Source organism: Termitidicoccus mucosus, assembly GCF_038725785.1.
GTDB classification, from domain to species: Bacteria; Verrucomicrobiota; Verrucomicrobiia; order Opitutales; family Opitutaceae; genus Termitidicoccus; species Termitidicoccus mucosus.
On record NZ_CP109796.1, the window covers coordinates 5,138,609 to 5,153,497 of the forward strand.

Genomic DNA, 14,889 nt, shown 5'->3' on the forward strand with positions numbered 1-14,889 from the left:
TATTATAACAGAAGAAAACAAAGGGGACGAAGGGAGCATATGATAAAGGGTCTTCTTTGTTTCTTTTGTCACCTTCTGTTCAATAAAAACCAATAAATAATATAATGACGCGACGCATCCCCGGCAAATTCATCGGTGTTCTTGCCGCCGCGATTGCCTGTTTGCTTTCGGGTGCGACCGCGCAATCCGCCGATGCGCTCGAGCGCGGTTTCGTCAGGCCGCCCGACGCCGCCAAGCCGGCGACGTTTTGGTGGTGGTTCAACAGCAACGTCAACAAGGCCGGCATCACGCGCGACCTTGAGGAATTTCGCGCCAAGGGCATCGGCGGCGTGGTCCTGATCAATTCCACCACCGGCTTCGGCACGCGCCCGATTCCGAAGGGGCCGGCGTTCCTGTCGCCGGAGTGGCGCGAGCTTTTCCGTCACGCGATGCGCGAGGCGGAACGGCTCGGCATCGAGGTGGGCGTCAACCTGAGCACCGGCTGGTGCATGGGCGGGCCCTGGATCCAGCCGGAAAATTCCGGGCGCTGGTTCCTGCAATCGTCACTGGTTGTCGAGGGGCCGCAAAAATTTTCCGGCGCGCTGCCGTTGCCGGGCGGCCGCGATGGCTACGACGGCGCGCGGCAGTTGTTCATAAAAGACTACGTCGACCTGCCGCTCGAAAAACTCGACTACCGCGACACGAAGATCATTGCGTTTCCCGAGCCGGCCGATGCGGCGGAGGGCGTGCGGCTTTCGGGCGGGCGCCTGAAAGCGCTCCAGGCGAAAAGCAACCGCCTCGACGCGAGCAGCCACGCTTTCGTGCGGGAGGTGATGGCGCCGCCGCTCGCGCCGTGGAAGGCCGAGCCGGGCGACCGTCCGCTCGCGGCGCGCGACGTGATCGACCTCACGGACAAGGTCGGCGCGGACGGGCGTCTCGAATGGGAGGTGCCGCCGGGCCGCTGGGTGATTTTGCGCACGGGGCATCGCATGACGGGCGCGCGCACCGCCTATGCGCTGCCCGAGGCGGACGGCCTCGAGATTGACTGGCTCGACGAGGCGGGCGTCGAGGCGCAGTTCGCGCACCTCGGAAAAATTTTCCTCGAGGAAACCGCCGCCGCGGGCGTGCGCGCGGGCAGGGACGGGACGCTGAGGTATTTTCACAATGACAGTTTCGAGGACGGGTTTCCGAACTGGACGGCGTCGATGCTCGAAAAATTCCGCCGTTATCGCGGCTATGACGCCACGCCCTGGCTGCCGGTTTTCGCGGGCCGCATCGTCGGCAGCGCGGAAGCCTCCGACCGTTTTCTCTACGATTACCGGCGCACGGTCGCCGATCTCATGGCCGACGGGCATTACAAGCGCTTCGAGGAACTGTGCCGCGAGCACGGCCTGGAGGCGGAGTCCGAGGCCGCCGGCCCGAGCTGGTCGGCGACGATGTGCATGGACGCGCTCAAAAATCTCGGGCGCGTGAGCCGGCCGATGGGCGAGTTCTGGCAGGACAACTACCGCTTCGTGCAAAACGGCCAGAATCAGGTTGGCAAAATGATCGCCACCGCGGCGCACGTTTACGGGAAGCGGACGGCCTCCGCCGAGGCGTTCACCACGTTCGCGCACTGGAGCGACGATCCCGCGGCGCTCAAGCCCACCGCCGACCGCGCGTTTTGCGAGGGCATCAACCGTTTTGTTTTCCACACCTCGACGGCCACGCGTCCCGAGGACGGCAAGCCCGGCTACGAATACGGCGCGGGCACGCACTTCAACCCGAACATCACGTGGTGGAATCAGGCGGGCGCGTTTCTCGACTACATCGGACGCTGCCAGCACCTGCTCCAGAGCGGCCTTTTCGCGGCCGACGTGCTTTACTACAACGGCGATTGGGCCCCGAACCTCGTCGAGCCCAGGCACACGCCGCCCGGCCTCGGCGAAGGCTACGACTACGACGTGTGCGGCACCGATGCGCTGCTCACGCGCCTGTCGGTGTCGCCGGAGGACGGGCGCCTCGTGCTGCCCGACGGCATGAGCTACCGCGTGCTCGTGCTCCCGGACAGCGACCGCATGACCGTCGAGGTCGCGCGGAAAATCAGCGACTTGGTGAGGGCCGGTGCGACGGTGATCGGGCCGCGTCCGTCGCAGGCGCCCGGCCTGGCCGGCTATCCGCAATGCGACGCCGAGGTGCGCGCGATCGCGGCGGAGGTGTGGGGCGATTGCGACGGACGGGCGCGCACGGAAAACAAATGCGGACGCGGGCGCGTGCTCTGGGGAAAAACCGAGCGCGCGGCGCTCGCGGACGCGGGCGTGTATCCCGACTTCGAATACGACACGGCGGCGGGATCGCTCGACTGGATTCATCGCACGGTGCCGGGCGGGGCGGGGGAGGGCGGCGGCGCGGAAATTTGGTTCGTCGTCAATCGCAACGCGCGGGAGGACCGTGTCACATGCGTGTTTCGCGCGGCGGGCGCGCAGCCGGAAATATGGGATCCGGTCACCGGAGAACGCCGCGAAGCCGCCGAGTGGTGGAGCGAGGGCGGCGGGAGCGAGGCGTGTGGTTTGCCCGCGCGGACGGTCGTGCCGCTGGCCTTCGCGCCGCGCCAGTCGTTGTTTGTCGTTTTCAGAAAACCCGCCGCGGCGAAAACCGCCGCGCCGGCGCAACGCGTTGCGGGCGCCTGCAACATGCCGTCGCTCGCGCCCGTCCAGGAGATTTCGGGCGCGTGGACGCTCGCGTTCGACCCGGCGTGGGGCGGCCCGGCGCAGGTCGAGTTTGCAAGTTTGATGGACTGGACACTGCATCGCGACGAGGGCATCCGTCATTATTCCGGCACGGTCACCTATACGAAAAAGTTCGATCTGGAGGACGGCGCGAGCGCGACCGGGGGCCGCCGGCTCTTCCTCGATCTGGGCGTGGTGAAAAACCTCGCGACCGTGCGTCTAAACGGCGCGCCGCTCGGCACGGTGTGGACGGCCCCGTGGCGGGTGGACATCACCGGCGCGGCCAGGCGCGCGGGCAACGTGCTCGAAATCGACATCGTGAATCTCTGGCCCAATCGCCTGATTGGCGACAAATACCTGCCGGCGTCGCAAAAATTCACCCGCACCAACATCCCGCTCAAGGATGACGCCGCGCTTCTGCCCTCGGGCCTGATCGGCCCCGTGCGGATATTGCAGGAAAAACGCTGACCGCGGCGCTCAAGCGAATCCGAAGGGACACAGGCGGGTGCGATTCGCGCCATTCGCATCCAAATCGTTTTGTGAATGAGTAATCACGGGAAATTATTTGGGCAACGCGGCACCTCGAGAGCGCCTAAGAACGATACAAGTGCTCTATCTGCATCATTCGCTCGACTTTCGGCAACGATCGTCCGCCTTCAAATTCGGATGCCAGGAAACTCCGGACAATCATCTTGGCAAGTTCCGGGCCGACGACCCGCGCCCCGATGGTTATAATCTGGGCGTTGTTGCTTTTTCGCGCGCGCTCCGCCGAATACGGATCGTGCGCCTGGGCCGCCCTCACGCCGGGGACCTTGTTGGCGGACATGGCCATGCCGATGCCCGTGCCGCACAGGAGAATCCCGAGGGGATGGCGTCCGGTGCGAACCGCCTCCGCCACCGCGAGGGCGATGTCGGGATATAATACGGGAACGCCGTTGTCCGTGCCGGCATCCTCGACCTCGTGGCCCAGCTCCATGATATATTGCTTGAGTATGTTCTTAAGATCACAGGCGGCTTCATCGCAGCCCAGTATGATTGATGGTTTTGTTGTCATGATGGCGTTCAGATTTTTCTATTTTTGGCGGGACGGCGGCGGCGCGGCGCTTTTTCCTTCGCCAGCGCCTCCGCGCCCGCCTCGTCGATGACGAGTGTTTTGATCAGTCCTCCGCGCGCGGCGGCGGCGACGGCCTGCGCCTTGTCGGCGCCGACCGCGATGGCAATGACTCGCGGCGTTTTGCGCAACATGGAGACATCCATGCTGATCACCCGGTTTTTCCACGGCGTGTCGCATTCGCGGCCCTCATGGTCGAAAAAGCGGCCGCATATCTCCCCGACGGCGCCGCCTCGCCTGAGTGCATTGAGGTCTCCCGCGGTCAGCACACCGCGCTCGACAAAGGCGGAATCGCCCATCGCGCCGATGCCGACCAGCGCCGCGTCGGCATGGTCGAAGCGTCTCCAGACCGCCTGGATTTGCGAGAAGCTGAGAAACGAATCCCTTGCCGCGCGATTGGGAACGAACGCCGGCGTGGTGAGGGTCAAAAACCTGCCGCCCCAGCGCCGCACCAGCGAGCGGCCCAATTCCATCGCGTCAACCTCGCTTATGCTGGAGTCGATGCCGCCCATCGCCTGAACCACGACCAGCTGCCTTCCATCGCGCTCGGGCAGGTGATCCGCAAGTTCCTTCACGGTCCGCCCGCCCGCGATGGCGATGATTCCCGCGGATGGAAGAAGGCCGGAAACAAGCGGCGCGCCGATGATCCCGACGGTCGCGCGCGCCACGTCGCCGGTCGCGTGCTCGGCGGTCTTTGCCACGATGACGCTTTCCAACCCGAATTGTCCGCGCAACGCCTGCTCCAGCTTCCGGTTGCGCGGCTCATACTCCTCGACGGTAATGCGCACGATGCCGCGCTTTCGCGCCTCGGCAAGAATCCGGGAGATCTTGGCCTGGGACACCCCCGCCAGCCGGGCGACCTCGGGCTGGCTCACGTGGTCGATATAATAAAGCTTCGCGACAAAACGGACCTGTTCATCTGGATATTCGTGGCTCATGGCACTAAATGATGTTAACGGACGGCTGCTATGTTTTTCCCCGATATCCCATATTGTGTTATTTCAGGATGCCGCGCAAGCAACAGGGATTGCGAAATCTCATCGGTTGCCGGATGCTAATCGCGGTTGGTCTATTTTCTGGAATAATATTTCCGAATCTCCGCCAGCACAGCGTCGGGATAATCCGTCGCGATGGAGGCGACCCCCAAGTCGAACAGATCGGAGCATACGCTGGTATCCGATGTATAAGGCAGGGTTTGGAACAGGATATTCCGCGTCCGCAACTCGTCGCCGAGTTTTCTCAAAAAATCATCCGAAATAGTAAACTGGTTGGGATTTGCCTTTTCGCGTTCGATGGTGGTTTTAAGGCGGCCCGCTTGTATGGCGGCCATCTCCAGCGCCTCCCCGATGGTTTTTGTGGGGAAGATATGAATCTGCAACTGCGTGATGCCTTCAAACCCGGTTTTTCGGATTTCCCTCAGGGTTTTGTTCAGCGCTTCCTCATCCCCGCGCATCCACAGGAGCGTTTCCGATTCGGGAACCAGTTTTTTCCATTCGCGGATCAATTGATGCCTGGATGTCGTGAAAACGACCTGTTTTTCAACCTTATATTTTATGACCTCCCCGGCGAGCTGTCGCAAATCGACACTTTTGATGTCCATGTAAAGACGCCGTCCGGGCCGGTCTTGCATGACTTTGAAAACATCGGAAATGGTGGATACTTTGCGCCCAAAAAACTGATCGCCCTTCCAGGCGCCGACATCAAGCTTCAGGAGATCCTCAAAGGTGACATCCTTGACTCCCAGTTTTGCCATTTCGGGGGCGATGCCTTTGACGACACGGGAGAAATTGCCGTCATGGAAAGTCACGATGACACCGTCGCGCGTCGTCCTCAAATCGCATTCCGGCCAGGTCCCAAGGGACCAGCCCGTTTCAAACGCGGCGATTGTGTTTTCCTCGGCCAGCACGCCGGCGCCACGATGGCTTTGCACGATCACCTTGTCCACCGGAACATGATCGACTATATTCCATGCTTTTTCGACGGATGGCGCCTCCGCCGGAAACAACCAAAGCGTGGATGCGAAAAACACGGGGGCGATTATGATTTTTGGGAATGGTTTCATTGTTGTTGGGAGTGGTTTTTATTCACCACAAAGGGCACGAAGGAGCACACAGAACAAGACCAGTGGCGCGGAATCGCCAATTCTGGATTCTAACTTGCGGCTTCCAGCTTCTTCTTTGTGCCCTTTGTGGTGGGTTTTTCATTCATGCAAAATGGCGGGGCATTTGTTTATTGTTCCTGGTAGCCGTGCGCCTTGGCGGGCCAGGCAATGGCAAACAGCATCGTGCCAAGAACGGCCGCCGCGCCCAGCCCGGCGAATCCGGCATCCCAGCCCCTGGCGGACACCAGCGCGCCCAACCCCCATCCCGACAGGACGGTGCTGGCATATCCGAAAAGACCGGTGAAGCCGATCGCCGTGGCGGCCGCATGCTTCGTCGCGAGGTTGGCGGCGGCGGTCCCGACGAGGCTCTGCGGTCCGTAAATCAGGAAGCCGATGGCGCCGAGCAGCACTGTGTTCAGCAGCATGGAGTCTCCCGCGCAGCGCCAGAAGAGGATCGTGGCGACCGCGGCCAGAGCCATGTAGAGGACGCAAACCCGTATGCAGCGTCCGCCAAAAAAACTGTCGGCCAGCCAGCCGGCAAGCAGGGTTCCGGCCAGTCCGGAGAGTTCAAAGCCCGCCACCATCCACCCCGCGTGCGTGAGCGCGATGCCCTTGGCCTGCGTGAGCAGGCTCGGCCCCCAGTCCAGAACCGCGTAGCGAATCGTATATACAAAGAAGTTCGCCAGGGCCAGCATCCAAATATATTTGTTCCCGAAAACATTCTTTTTGAGTACCGTCGCGAATCCCGGCGCTCCTGCCGTTTCCTTCACGGACGCATGGCCGACCTCGGGCAGGCCGACCGAGGAGGGGGTGTCGGGAAGCGTTTTCCAAAGATACAACGCGCACACCGCCGCGATGCCCGCGGGCACATAAAAACAGAGCCGCCAATCCATCACGACCAGATAGCCGCAAAGGACGACGGCGCAGCCGCCCCCGATGGTGTGCGAAATGTTCCACACGGCCATTCGGGTGACCAGCTTTTGGGGCGTGAACCAGTGTGTCAGCAGACGGGCGCAGGGAGGGAATCCCATCCCCTGCACCCAGCCGTTCAGCAGCCAAAACAAGCCAAGCGCGACGGCCGCCGAATTCAGGCCGAACAAAAGATTAAAGCCGGCCGAGGCGAGCAACCCGGCGACCATGAAGACACGCGCATTGCAGCGATCTCCCAGAAAGCCGTTTGCAAATTTCGAGACGCCATACAGCACGCCGTGCAAAGTCAGAAACAAGCCGAGCTGCGTTTTTCCGATCCCGAGTTCCTGTTCCATGGCGGGCATGGCGATCCCGAGATTTTTCCTCACAAAATAATACACCGCATAGCCGGCAATGGTGCTGACCAAAACCCGCCGCTGCCAGAACTTGAGGCTGCCGGCGATTTTTTCCGGGGCCATTTGCGGCGCAGCCGGAGCCGGGGCGAAGGCTTTTGCGATGAGCGCAAAAGGCGCTTTGCCTGGGGTATTGTCTGGCGGGGAGGAGGACATCTGCGGGATTTGTTTTTCGGGTCTCCGGCGGTTGTTCGGATTGATATATCAAGAGGTGTTTCCGAACATGTGATCCAGCGCGCCGTCCAGCAGCCCCGTCTCGGTGGCAAAGTCGAGAATCGTATATCTGCGGCGGATATAACAGGCCATCTTGAAGCTGGCCCGCAGGCGTTCACGGGAGATGCCGATCTGCTCCGGGCGGCAGGGCGCGCCCGCAAGCTCAAGCTGCGTGGCGATGTCGCCGGCAACCCCAAGTTGCCGGCGCAGCCGCCCGGAAAGGGCCGGCCACTGCCGGCGGGCGAGGGCGAGCCTTTCGCGAAGTTGCCCGCGATCGGGGAGTTTTGCCCGCGATTCCTCGACGGCTTTTTCCGCCATATCAACATCGGCGAAGGCATTTATGATTTCGGTGCCAATATCCCCGGGGCTTTTTGCGCGGGCGACCAATTCATCGATGTTCAAATCGTCCAAGGGCTGGCGCAGTATGTAATCATACAGGGCGCCGGACGCCACCGTGGCCACGCCCACCTTGAATCCATGCGACGGGGCTTTCCCGTCATGGGTGTGATGCTGCATGTCCCAGAGATGGCTGAATTGATGCTCCGCGCCGGATGCGGCCCGGCTGGATTGGATATATTGCATGGCGAATCCGCTCATGAGCAACCCTTCGGTCAGCCGCTGTATCGCGTCAGCGTTACCATTGCGCACGGCTTCCGGGCGGGAAAGCGCGGACGGCAGCGTGTCCTGCACGAGTCTCCACGCGACAGGGTCGATGGCCTCGATGCCGAGGGCGTCCGCAAGCATCCAGTCCGCGCCGGAGGTTACCTTTGCCAGCAAGTCCGCGTAACCGGACGCGGTAAGCGGTTGGGGAGCCGCCGGAATCACATCCATGTCCGCCACCACCGCGAAAGGCGCGGGGCACATGAATGTCTGCTTGGAGCCTTTGCGGGTGATTGACGCCCCGAACGCCGTGTATCCGTCCATCGAGGCGGCGGTGGCCACGCACATGTATTCACGCCCGGCTTTGTGGGCGGCCAGCTTGGTGAGATCGTTTATGGTGCCCGAGCCGATGGCAATCGGAATGCCCGGCGTGTGCTTGAATACATCCTCCAGTTTTTCGACAAAACCATATTCGGCGTAAAGGCCGTCAGCCGGGAAAATAATCCCAGTGGACACCCTTATCCCATTTTGCCCAAGGGATGAACGCACTTTTTCACCCGCGATTTTCATCGTGGTTTCATCGGCCACCAATATGGCCGGCTGGCGGGAGTGCTCGCTGAAAAGTATATTGGCGGTTTCCCGTAATGCATTTTTCCCGATTTCCAGACGGCGGGTCTGCGTCGCTTTTTGCAGCGCCTCTGACAACAGCAATGAAACCGACGGCGATGTGGGCGTGTTCATGAGATTCATGGCAATGAGGGGCGCATCTTTCGATTAAGGGGTGCGCGGATCGAAACGCATGAGGGGGAAGCTGAAAATCATGGTCAAATGAATATGACCGAATAGCTATTCGGCTGATCGCCGGATGCCGGCCTTCCCCGTGCGCGGCCGGGCATGGGACTATTCCGCCCAGGTCTATTGCCTGCTGGCCAGGGTTGCCCGACGGGCAAGCGCCATCCCGCCCGGCGCGCCGTTCTTTCCCGGGTTGGCGCGGGTTGTCTTGTTATATCAAGTGCGGTTCAAGGCACGGGCGGACGGCGCGGCATGTCGAACTGCTTCATGCCACATCCTTGGACACGATTGTATATTGCAATCGGCACGCGCCGGCGCGGCGGCCGGTCAGATCACCCAGTCGGTGAACTCTTCCAGCAGCGCCTCCTTGGATTTGCGCGGGCGGACGATCGAGGACGCGTCGCCTTGGTAATAGACGATGCTGTTGGCCGGGATGGACTGCATCAGCCAGACATTCGAGCCCACGATGGTGTTCTCGCCGATCACCGTCTCGCCGCCGAGAATGGTCGCGCCGGGATAAACGATGACGTTGTCGCGCAGCTCGGGGTGGCGCTTCACGCCCTTGACCGGGTTGCCTTTCTCGTCGGTGAGAAACGATTTCGCCCCGAGCGTCACACCCTGGTAGATTTTGACGTGGTTGCCGATGCGCGCCGTCTCGCCGACGACGACGCCCGTGCAATGGTCGATGAAGAAATGCGTGCCGATGTCCGCGCCGGGATGGATGTCGGTGCCGGTGCGTTCGTGCGCGTATTCCGTGAGCATGCGCGGGATGAGCGGGATGTTGAGCTTGTAGAGGATGTGCGCGATGCGCTGGAGCGAGATGACCAGCACGCAGGGGTAGGCGAGGATGATTTCCTCCAGGCTGCGGGCGGCGGGGTCGCCGTCGTAGGCGGCGGCGACATCGGTTTGCACGATACGGCGCAGCGCGGGCAGGCGCGAGAGGAACTCCGTCGTGACCTCGCGGGCGCGTTCGGCCGGCCGCGGGGCGCGGGCGAAGCGGAGGGCCTTTTCGATTTCGGCGGCCAGGCGCGTCTCGATGCGGGTGAGGAGCGAGTCGACGAGCGCGGGCACGTTTTTTTTGGTGACGCCGGTTTCGTCGAAAAACCCGGGGAAAAGCAGGTGCATGCAATCGCGCGCGAGCTGGTTGACGGACTCCTCGCCCGGGAGGTTGATGCCGTCGAAGTGGTTGATGCCGCCGTCGGTTTCGTAGGAGGCGAGCAGATCGCGTTTGATGTCGTCGTGCGTCATGGAGAGCGTCGCATATGCGGAGGGTTGTTTTTTACGAGACGGGGGGCAGGGTCAAAACCCATTTTGAAAATTCTCGATTTCCGGGCTTTACAAGACGCGTCGCATCTTGCTTATTCCGCCTTCCCGTTACTGGAAACGCTCAGGTGGTGGAATTGGTAGACACACACGTTTGAGGGGCGTGTGCCGCAAGGCGTAAGGGTTCGAGTCCCTTCCTGAGCACCAGTTTTCAGAAGCGAGGCAGCGTTCCTTCCCATTGACTTTCCCATGCGCGCCGGCCAAGTTCGGCGTCCTCATCCCTGAAAGGGAATGGGTTGATATCTGGCAAGATAGCTCAGTTGGTAGAGCAGAGGACTGAAAATCCTCGTGTCCTCGGTTCGATTCCGAGTCTTGCCACCACTTTGACCGCAAAGACTTGCATAAGTCTTTGCGGTTTTTTTTGGCCGGAAATGCCGGGCGGCGGCGGTCAGCGCGTGTGCCGATTCGTCATGAAGTAGAGCACCGGCACGGCCATGCGGCTGACGAGCAGCGAGGCGATTTCGCCGAACATGAGGCTGATCGCGAGGCCTTGAAAGATCGGGTCGGCCAGGATCACGCTCGCGCCGACGACCACCGCGAGCGCGGTGAGCAGCATGGGGCGGAAACGCACCGCGCCGGCCTCGACCACGGCGTCGCGCAACGAGAGCCCGTGCGAGCGGCGCAGCTCGATGAAATCGACGAGGATGATCGAATTGCGGACGACGATGCCCGCGCCGGCCATGAAGCCGATCATCGAGGTGGCGGTGAAGAACGCGCCCAGGCCCCAGTGCGCCGGCAGGATGCCGATGAGCGAGAACGGGATGGCGGCCATCACCACCAGCGGCGTGACGTAGTTTTTGAACCAGCCGACCATGAGCATGTAGATCAGCACCAGCACGGCGGCGAAGGCCAGGCCGAGGTCGCGGAAAACCTCCAGCGTGATGTGCCACTCGCCGTCCCATTTCATCGCGGGCCGCCGCGGGTCGAACGGCATGCCCATGTTGAGGATCTCAAGCTTCGGAGAGTCGCCGCCGAATTCACGCGCGTCGATTTTTTTCAACTCGCGGTTCATCGCGAACATCGCGTAGGCCGGACTTTCCACCGCTCCGGAAACGTCGGCGGTGACGTAGGTCACGGGCACGAGGTTCTTGCGGTAGAGGCTGCGCTCGCCCGGCACGCGCTCGAGGCGGACAAGTTCGGAGAGGGGCACGAGCGGAGCCGCCGGGTCGGCGGAATTGCGGACGCGGAGCGCAAGCAGGTCCTCGGGCCGGCCTTTCGCGGCGCGCGGCAGCTCGATGACGACGGCGATGTCCTCGCGTTCATCGGGCAGATGCAGGAGGTCGGCGGCAAGGCCGGGCGCGGCGATTTGGAGCGCCTGGGCGATGTCGGTCTCGGCGATGCCGGAGAGGGCGGCCTTTTCCTTGTCCACGACGTAGCGGACCTTGGGCTGCCGCGCCTCGACATACCAATCGATGTCCACGACTCCGGCGGTCCGCTCCATGACCGAGCGCACGCGCCGGGCGAGGGCGAGGCGGGCTTCGTCGGTCGGCCCGTAGATTTCGGCGACGAGGGTTTGCAGGACCGGCGGGCCGGGCGGCACCTCGGCCACGGCGGCCGACGCCCCGTGCTTGGCCGCGATGGCGGCGATCTTGGGGCGGATGCGTTTGGCGATGTCGTGGCTTTGCAACGGGCGCTCATCCTTGCCGACAAGGTTGACCTGGATGTCGGCGACATTCGGGCCGCGGCGCATGAAGTAGTGCCGGACGAGGCCGTTGAAATTGAACGGCGACGCGGTGCCGGCGTAGACCTGGCAGTCGCGCACCTCGGGCTCGTCGCGCAGCGCGGCAGCCATTTCCTGGGCGATGGCCGCGGTGTGCTCGAGCGTGGAGCCTTCGTCAGTGTTGAGGATGATCTGGAACTCCGACTTGTTGTCGAAGGGCAGCATCTTGACCTTCACCGCGCCGAAGGGGACGAGGCTGATCGCCCCGAGCAGCAGCATGATGATGCCGGCGACAAACGCCCGGCGCCACCGGGCATGGTCGAGCAGCGGCTCCATGACCTTGTGATAGAGCCGCGTGAACCAGTCGTCGGGCGCGTGATCGCGATCCGCCGCCTGGGCGGCCGCCGCGGCGGGTTTGTGCAAGTGGCGCTTGAGGACGCGAATCGCGGCCCAAGGCGTGACGGTGAAGGCGATCAGCAGCGAGAACGCCATCGCGGCGGTCGATCCGATGGGGATCGGGCGCATGTAGGGTCCCATGAGGCCGCCGACAAACGCCATCGGCAGGATCGCGGCGATCACCGCCCAGGTGGCGAGCACGGTGGGATTGCCCACCTCGTCAACCGCGTCGAGCGCCGCCTGCACGAGCGGCTTTTTTTCCGCGCCGGGCATGCGGACGTGGCGGACAATGTTCTCGACGACCACGATCGCGTCGTCGACGAGGATGCCGATGGAAAAGATCAGCGCGAAAAGCGTGATGCGGTTGAGCGTATAGCCGTGGAGATAGAAGACGAGGAGCGTGAGCGCGAGGGTGGACGGGATGGCCAGCAGGACGACGAGCGACTCGCGCCAGCCGAGGAAAAAGAGAATGAGCAGCGCGACGCCGAAGACGGCGATGCCCATGTGCAGGAGCAGCTCGTTGGATTTCTCGGCGGCGGTGTGGCCGTAGTCGCGTGTCACCGCGACCCGGACATCCGCGGGCAGGAGGCGGCCCTTGAGGGCGTCGACTTTGGCGAGGACGGAGTCAACGACATCGATGGCGTTCGCGCCCGGGCGCTTGGCGATGCTGAGCGTGACGGCGGCCTCCAAGCCGGCGGTTTGCCCGCCGTCCGGCGCCCCGGCGCCGGACCCGAAGAGAACGTAGTTGGCCGGTTCCTCGGAGGCGTCGCGCACGGTGGCGACATCGCGGAGATAGACCGGGCGATGCTGGAAGACACCCACGACGACGGCGCCGACATCGGCGGCGTCGCGCAGGAAGGCGCCGGTTTCGAGCAGGACCTCGGTGCCGACGGTCGGGAGCGAGCCGAGCTGAGCCTGGCGGTTGGCCTGCCGGAGCGCGGGCGCGAGCTGGGTGACGGAGAGGTCGCGCGCGGCGAGGGCGACGGGGTCGAGTTGCACGCGCACGGCGCGCCGCACCCCGCCGATGAGTGTGGTCTCGGCCACCTGCGGGATGGATTTGATCTCGTCGTCGAGCTGCGCCGCGAGGCGGCGAAGCTGGAGGTGATCGCGGGCCGCGCTGTGGAGCGTGAGCGCGAGCACGGGCACGTCGTCGATCGTGCGCGGCTTGACCAGCGGCCGGCTGCCGCCGGGCGGGATGCGGTCGAAGTTGGCCTGAAGCTTCTGGTTGAGACGGACGAGAGCGGCTTCGAGATCGGTGCCGACCTTGAAGCGCACAATGGTCATCGCGCTGCCGGGGCTCGATGTGGAGTAAAGGTATTCAACCCCCGGAATCTCCCAGAGGAGTTTTTCCATCGGGCGGGTCATGCGGTTCTCCACCTCGGCCGCGGTCGAGCCCGGCATCGAGACGATGACGTCGATCATCGGCACCTTGATCTGCGGCTCTTCCTCGCGCGGAAGCATGAGCACGGCGAAGGCCCCCATGAGAATCGAGGCGGCGATGACGATGGGCGTCAGCCGCGAGTCGATGAACAACGCGGCGAGCCGGCCGGCGAAACCGTGGCGCGGGGACGCGTCGCCGGGGGCGGTGTTGCGGGCGGAAGCGCTCACGGCTTCACCTCCACCGGCTGGCCGTCGCGAAGGCTGGCGGCGGCCGGGCCGGTCACGACCTGCTCGCCGGCGGCGAGACCGGCGAGGATTTCGATTTGCCCGCCGCGGCGGGCGCCCGTTTTCACGAGCCTGAGCACGGCTTTTCCGCCGGCGACGACAAAGACGCGTTCCATCTGCCCGAACGGGGTGACGGAGCTTGCGGGCACGACGAGCGCCCGGCCTTCGCCGGCCGGCCATGCGACGCGGGCAAACTGCCCGGAGCGCACGGCGGCGCGGACCGGCAGGTCGATCTTGGCCAGCAGGGTGCGGGCGACCGGGTCGAGTGCCGGCGAGATTTCCGCGACGCGCCCGGGCAGCTCGGTCTCTCCGGCCCGGATGAGCGCGGCGGCGCCGACCGGGATGGCGGCAAGGCTTTCGGGCACCTCGACCTCCACGCGCTGCCGGGCCGGGTTTTCGATTTCGAGGAGCGGGCTGCCCGCCGTGGCGAAGTCGCCTTCGTTGACGAAACGACGGGCGATCACGCCGTCGAACGGCGCCGTGATCACGGTGTAGCCGAGCATAGCGCGGGCCTCTGCGACGGTGGCTTCCATGAGGCGCACGCGATCCTCAAGGTTGCGGACGGTCTCGGCGGCGGTGATGTTTTTCGCGAGCAGGCCGGTTTCGCGTTCGAGGTCGCGGCGGGCCTGGCCGAGGTTGGCCTCGGCTTGCGCGAGGCGGGCGCCCATCTCGTTGGCGGAAATCCGGGCCAGGACATCGCCGGCCCGCACCGGCTGTCCGAGGACGACCGGAAGGCTTTCGACGGCGCCTGTGACCTTGGGCGCGAGCGCGGCGCGCTCGACCGCGCGAACCGTGCCCGGCAGCTCGATGCTCCGCGCCTCGGTGACCGCGAGCACTTCGGCGGTGCGGACGGCCGCCGTCGGGAGCGCGGGAGCGGGGGGCCGCTCGCGGCTGCAACCGGCCAGGGTGAGCGCCAGGCCGGCGGCCAGGACGCGGCCCGAAAGTGCCGGGCGGAAAAGAAGCGGGACGCATGGAAGGATCATGGCAGTGAGGGCAAGGGGATGGCGTTGCATGGGCGG

9 protein-coding genes and 2 tRNA genes are annotated in these 14,889 nt (G+C 63.8%); 3 read left to right on the forward strand and 8 right to left on the reverse strand.

The features are described 5' to 3' along the window. The first annotated feature begins 104 nt into the window (after positions 1-104). Positions 105-3,155, forward strand: coding sequence for a glycosyl hydrolase (locus OH491_RS17900; RefSeq protein WP_068770243.1), 3,051 nt, complete (start codon positions 105-107; stop codon positions 3,153-3,155). 124 nt (positions 3,156-3,279) lie between these two features. On the opposite strand, the gene OH491_RS17905 is transcribed toward OH491_RS17900, so the two are convergent. From OH491_RS17905 to OH491_RS17930, 6 genes are all read right to left on the reverse strand, one after another. Continuing rightward, on the reverse strand, positions 3,280-3,741 hold the full coding sequence (locus OH491_RS17905) for an RpiB/LacA/LacB family sugar-phosphate isomerase (protein WP_068770242.1): 462 nt from the start codon (positions 3,739-3,741) through the stop codon (positions 3,280-3,282). 8 nt (positions 3,742-3,749) lie between these two features. Then, positions 3,750-4,736 (reverse strand): sugar-binding transcriptional regulator, encoded by a 987-nt coding sequence (locus OH491_RS17910; protein WP_068770241.1) that lies wholly within the window; start codon positions 4,734-4,736, stop codon positions 3,750-3,752. Between the two features lie 131 nt (positions 4,737-4,867). Next, on the reverse strand, positions 4,868-5,860 hold the full coding sequence (locus OH491_RS17915; RefSeq protein WP_068770240.1) for a glycerophosphodiester phosphodiesterase: 993 nt from the start codon (positions 5,858-5,860) through the stop codon (positions 4,868-4,870). A gap of 167 nt (positions 5,861-6,027) precedes the next feature. Further along, a complete protein-coding gene (locus tag OH491_RS17920; protein ID WP_068771088.1) occupies positions 6,028-7,287 on the reverse strand; it encodes an MFS transporter in 1,260 nt (419 codons plus the stop codon). Positions 7,288-7,425: 138 nt separating this feature from the next. Next, positions 7,426-8,775, reverse strand: coding sequence for a sn-glycerol-1-phosphate dehydrogenase (locus tag OH491_RS17925; protein WP_068771087.1), 1,350 nt, complete (start codon positions 8,773-8,775; stop codon positions 7,426-7,428). 378 nt (positions 8,776-9,153) lie between these two features. Further along, positions 9,154-10,074: a serine O-acetyltransferase gene (locus OH491_RS17930; protein ID WP_068770239.1), complete on the reverse strand. Its 921-nt coding sequence runs from the start codon at positions 10,072-10,074 to the stop codon at positions 9,154-9,156. Positions 10,075-10,211: 137 nt separating this feature from the next. Between OH491_RS17930 and OH491_RS17935 the strand changes: the two genes are divergently transcribed. Beyond that, positions 10,212-10,296: transfer RNA gene (locus tag OH491_RS17935), tRNA-Leu, on the forward strand. 98 nt (positions 10,297-10,394) lie between these two features. Then, positions 10,395-10,470 (forward strand) — tRNA-Phe (locus OH491_RS17940). A gap of 67 nt (positions 10,471-10,537) precedes the next feature. Here the strand turns inward: OH491_RS17940 and OH491_RS17945 are convergent. Next, entirely contained in the window at positions 10,538-13,813 is a 3,276-nt protein-coding gene (locus tag OH491_RS17945; protein WP_068770238.1) for an efflux RND transporter permease subunit, read from the reverse strand. Further along, complete coding sequence (locus tag OH491_RS17950) at positions 13,810-14,883, reverse strand: efflux RND transporter periplasmic adaptor subunit (protein WP_084442158.1); 1,074 nt, start codon at positions 14,881-14,883, stop codon at positions 13,810-13,812. The genes OH491_RS17945 and OH491_RS17950 overlap by 4 nt, the downstream gene beginning before the upstream one ends. Between the last annotated feature and the right edge of the window lie 6 nt (positions 14,884-14,889).

Bases quoted from the DNA above. Each gene is read 5' to 3' on its own strand.
- OH491_RS17900 (WP_068770243.1), top strand. From the start codon at position 105: ATGACGCGACGCATCCCCGGCAAATTCATCGGTGTTCTTGCCGCCGCG.
- OH491_RS17920 (WP_068771088.1), bottom strand. From the start codon at position 7,287: ATGGCCCCGGAAAAAATCGCCGGCAGCCTCAAGTTCTGGCAGCGGCGG.
- OH491_RS17925 (WP_068771087.1), bottom strand. From the start codon at position 8,775: ATGAACACGCCCACATCGCCGTCGGTTTCATTGCTGTTGTCAGAGGCG.
- OH491_RS17930 (WP_068770239.1), bottom strand. From the start codon at position 10,074: ATGACGCACGACGACATCAAACGCGATCTGCTCGCCTCCTACGAAACC.
- OH491_RS17905 (WP_068770242.1), bottom strand. From the start codon at position 3,741: ATGACAACAAAACCATCAATCATACTGGGCTGCGATGAAGCCGCCTGT.
- OH491_RS17910 (WP_068770241.1), bottom strand. From the start codon at position 4,736: ATGAGCCACGAATATCCAGATGAACAGGTCCGTTTTGTCGCGAAGCTT.
- OH491_RS17915 (WP_068770240.1), bottom strand. From the start codon at position 5,860: ATGAAACCATTCCCAAAAATCATAATCGCCCCCGTGTTTTTCGCATCC.
- OH491_RS17950 (WP_084442158.1), bottom strand. From the start codon at position 14,883: ATGCAACGCCATCCCCTTGCCCTCACTGCCATGATCCTTCCATGCGTC.